This window comes from Ruegeria sp. BB7, from assembly GCF_056539365.1.
On the sequence record NZ_JBQFUV010000036.1, the window covers coordinates 1 to 3,971 of the forward strand.

General features: G+C 60.6%; 3 protein-coding genes. All 3 read left to right on the forward strand.

The window, feature by feature from the left end; all coding sequences use genetic code 11:
• On the forward strand, window positions 1-1,350 hold a 1,350-nt coding region (locus tag ACR0D7_RS19280; RefSeq protein WP_480680465.1), incomplete at its 5' end, for a glutamine synthetase family protein.
• A 98-nt stretch (window positions 1,351-1,448) separates the two neighbouring features.
• Complete coding sequence (locus ACR0D7_RS19285; RefSeq protein ID WP_480680466.1) at window positions 1,449-2,831, forward strand: aldehyde dehydrogenase family protein; 1,383 nt, start codon at window positions 1,449-1,451, stop codon at window positions 2,829-2,831.
• On the forward strand, window positions 2,828-3,971 hold a 1,144-nt coding region (locus ACR0D7_RS19290; protein WP_480680467.1), incomplete at its 3' end, for an iron-containing alcohol dehydrogenase. The genes ACR0D7_RS19285 and ACR0D7_RS19290, both read left to right, overlap by 4 nt.

A 3,971-nucleotide genomic window follows, 5' to 3' on the forward strand; every position in this document is an offset into this window, starting at 1 on the left:
CTCAACTTTGAAGGTTTGAAGGGGCAGGTATCTGCGGGTGATGTTGACACTGTATTGGTGTGTTTTGTTGACATGCAGGGTCGTTTGATGGGGAAGCGTTTTCATGCGGGTCATTTTGTTGCTGGTGCGTGGGAGGAGACGCATTGCTGCAATTACCTGCTGGCGACGGATCTTGAGATGGGGACGCCGGATGGCTATGCGTCGACCAGTTGGGAGCGGGGGTATGGCGACTATGTGATGAAGCCGGATCTGGGCACTCTGCGGCTGGTGCCGTGGTTGGAAGGTACGGCGATGGTGATGTGCGATGTGCTGGATCACCACACGCATGAGGAAGTGCCGCATGCGCCGCGTTCGATCTTGAAACGCCAGGTCAACCGTCTGAAGGCCATGGGCTATGAGGCGATGTGCGCGACGGAGCTGGAGTTTTTTCTGTTCGAAAAGAGCTTTGACCAGATCCGCAAAGAAGGCTTCCGCGATCTTGAGCCGATCTCGGGGTATAACGAGGATTATCACATTCTTCAGACCACCAAGGAAGAACATGTGATGCGCCCGATCCGCAATCATCTGTGGAATGCGGGGATACCGGTTGAGAATACAAAGGGTGAGGCCGAGACCGGGCAGGAAGAGCTGAACATCAAATATGCGCCTGCGATGGAGACGGCCGAGTATCACTCGATCGCCAAGAATGCGGTGAAGGAGATTGCGTGGCAGCACGGGCATGCGGCGACCTTTCTGCCGAAATGGCATCACGACAAGGTTGGCAGCTCCAGCCATGTGCATCAGTCGCTTTGGGCGGATGGGCAACCGGCGTTTTTTGACAAGTCGGATGAGCTGGGCATGTCGGCGCTGATGAAAAGCTACATGGCCGGTTTGTTGAAATACGCCGCCGATTACACCTATTTCATGGCGCCTTACATCAACAGCTACAAGCGCTTCATGAAGGGCACCTTTGCGCCCACGCGGATCATCTGGTCGGTGGACAACCGCACCGCCGGGTACCGCCTGTGCGGCGATGGTACCAAGGGGGTGCGGGTTGAGTGCCGTATTCCGGGATCGGACATGAACCCCTATCTGGCGATGGCGGGGATGCTGGCCGCCGGGATCGCGGGGATTGAAGAAGGGTTGGAGCTGCAGCCGCCGACCAAGGGGGATGTCTACCAGGGTGAGAGCGGGATGATCCCGGGCACGCTGAAGGATGCACGCAACGCTTTGCACGGATCAGAGATGCTGCGCGCGGCGATGGGGGATGAGGTGGTCGATCACTATACCCGCGCGGCCGAGGTGGAGATCGAGGAATTCGAGCGCGTGGTGACCGATTGGGAAGTGGCGCGCGGGTTCGAGCGGGCGTAAGCCAACAGGTCCGGGCGCTGCGCCCCCGGATGCCTTCGGCGAGAGTATTTGGGAAAAGATGAAGCAGGGTGTGCCTTGCGAACAGACAAGAGGTTGGGATGGCCCAGACACTGAAGTGTATCTCGCCGGTCGATGGATCGGTTTTTGCGGAACGCGAGGTGCTGTCGCGTGAGGCAGCGTTTGAGGTTGCGGGCCGGGCGCGGGTCGCGCAGGCGGATTGGGCGGCGCGGCCGTTGCAGGAGCGGATCGATCTGGTGATGGCGGGCGTCGCTGCCGTGGGTGCCATGAATGACGAGATCGTGCCGGAACTGGCGCATATGATGGGCCGCCCGGTACGCTATGGTGGTGAGTTTGGCGGCTTCAACGAACGGGCCAGTCACATGGCGCAGATTGCCGAGGCCTCTCTGGCTGATATCGCGGTGGGCGAGGATGAGACCTTCAAACGGTATATCAAGCGCATCCCGCATGGGGTGGTGTTTGTGGTGGCGCCCTGGAACTATCCTTACATGACGGCGATCAACACGGTGGCGCCGGCGCTGATTGCGGGCAATACGGTGGTTTTGAAACACGCCACGCAGACCCTGCTGGTGGGCGAGCGGATGGCGCAGGCCTTCCATGCGGCAGGTGTTCCGGAGGACGTGTTCCAGAATGTCTTCCTGACCCATGACGTGACCAACGATCTGATTGCGGGCAACGCGTTTGACTTTGTGAACTTCACCGGTTCGGTCGGTGGTGGCCAGGCGATGGAGCGTGCGGCGGCAGGCACCTTTACCGGTGTCGGTACCGAGCTGGGCGGCAAGGATCCGGGCTATGTCATGGAGGATGCCGATTTGGACGCGGCGGTCGATACGCTGATCGACGGGGCGATGTTCAACGCGGGCCAGTGCTGCTGTGGTATCGAGCGGATTTATGTGCACGAAAGTCTCTATGACGACTTCGTTGCCAAGGCGGTCGAGATCGTGAAGGGCTATAAGCTGGGTAATCCGCTGGACGCTGAGACCACCATGGGCCCGATGGCCAATGTGCGCTTTGCCGATGAGGTACGTGCGCAGATTGCCGAGGCGGTCGCCGATGGCGCGGTGGCCCATATCGAGACCTTCCCCGAGGATGACGGCGGCGCATACCTGACGCCGCAGATCCTTACAGGCGTCACCCACGACATGCGGGTGATGCGGGATGAAAGCTTTGGCCCTGTGGTCGGCATCATGAAGGTGTCCTCGGATGACGAGGCCATCGCGCTGATGAATGACAGCGAATTTGGCCTGACTGCCAGCCTTTGGACCCGGGATGTGGACAGTGCGGCCCGTGTGGGTGACCGAATCGAGACCGGCACCGTGTTCATGAACCGGGCTGATTATCTGGATCCGGGCCTGTGTTGGACCGGGTGCAAGAATACCGGGCGGGGCGGGGGATTGTCCGTCATCGGCTATCACAACCTGACCCGTCCCAAATCCTACCATCTGAAGAAGGTGACATCATGAGCCTTGTTGGAAACTGGTCCTATCCGACCGCAATCAAGTTCGGTGCTGGCCGCATCAGGGAACTGCCCGAGGCCTGTGCTGCTGCTGGCATGAAAAAGCCATTGCTGGTCACCGACAAGGGGCTGGCCGATCTGCCGATCACCACGGCGACGCTGGACATCATGGAGGCGGCTGGCCTGGGCCGGGGTCTGTTCGCGGATGTGGACCCGAACCCGAATGAGAAAAATCTCGACGCCGGTGTGGAAGCCTATAACGCCGGGGGCCATGACGGGGTGATCGCGTTTGGCGGCGGCTCAGGGCTGGATCTGGGCAAGATGGTCGCCTTCATAGCCGGTCAGACGCGCCCCGTCTGGGATTTTGAGGACATTGGCGACTGGTGGACCCGCGCGGATGCCGATGCCATCGCGCCGATTATCGCGGTGCCGACCACCGCAGGCACCGGGTCTGAGGTGGGCCGCGCCAGCGTCATCACTAATTCCGATACCCACGCCAAGAAGATCATCTTCCACCCCAAGGTGCTGCCCTCGGTGGTGATCTGCGATCCCGAACTGACCGTGGGCATGCCGAAGTTCATCACCGCAGGCACTGGCCTGGACGCTTTTGCCCATTGCGTCGAGGCGTTTTCCAGCCCCCATTACCATCCGATGTCTCAGGGAATTGCTCTGGAAGGGATGCGGCTGGTCAAAGAGTACCTGCCGCGCGCCTACGCCGACGGCGCCGATATCGAGGCCCGCGCCCAGATGATGAGCGCGGCGGCGATGGGTGCAACCGCCTTCCAAAAGGGTCTGGGTGCGATCCACGCCATGAGCCACCCCATAGGCGCGGTGTTCAACACCCATCACGGCACCACCAACGCGGTTTGCATGCCCTGCGTTCTGGAGTTCAACGCCCCCGCCATCGCAGACCGGTTCACGCGGGCTGCGGCCTATCTGGGTGTCGACGGCGGCTTTGACGGCTTCCGCGCCTTTGTGCAGGAGTTCAACGACAGCCTCGGCATCCCGCGCAAACTGTCAGACCTGGGCGTCACCGAAGCATCAATCCCCGACCTCGTCCAGGGCGCAATCATCGACCCCTCATGCGGCGGAAACCCAATAGAACTCAACAAAGAAAACCTCAGCGAACTCTTTAAGAACGCGTTGT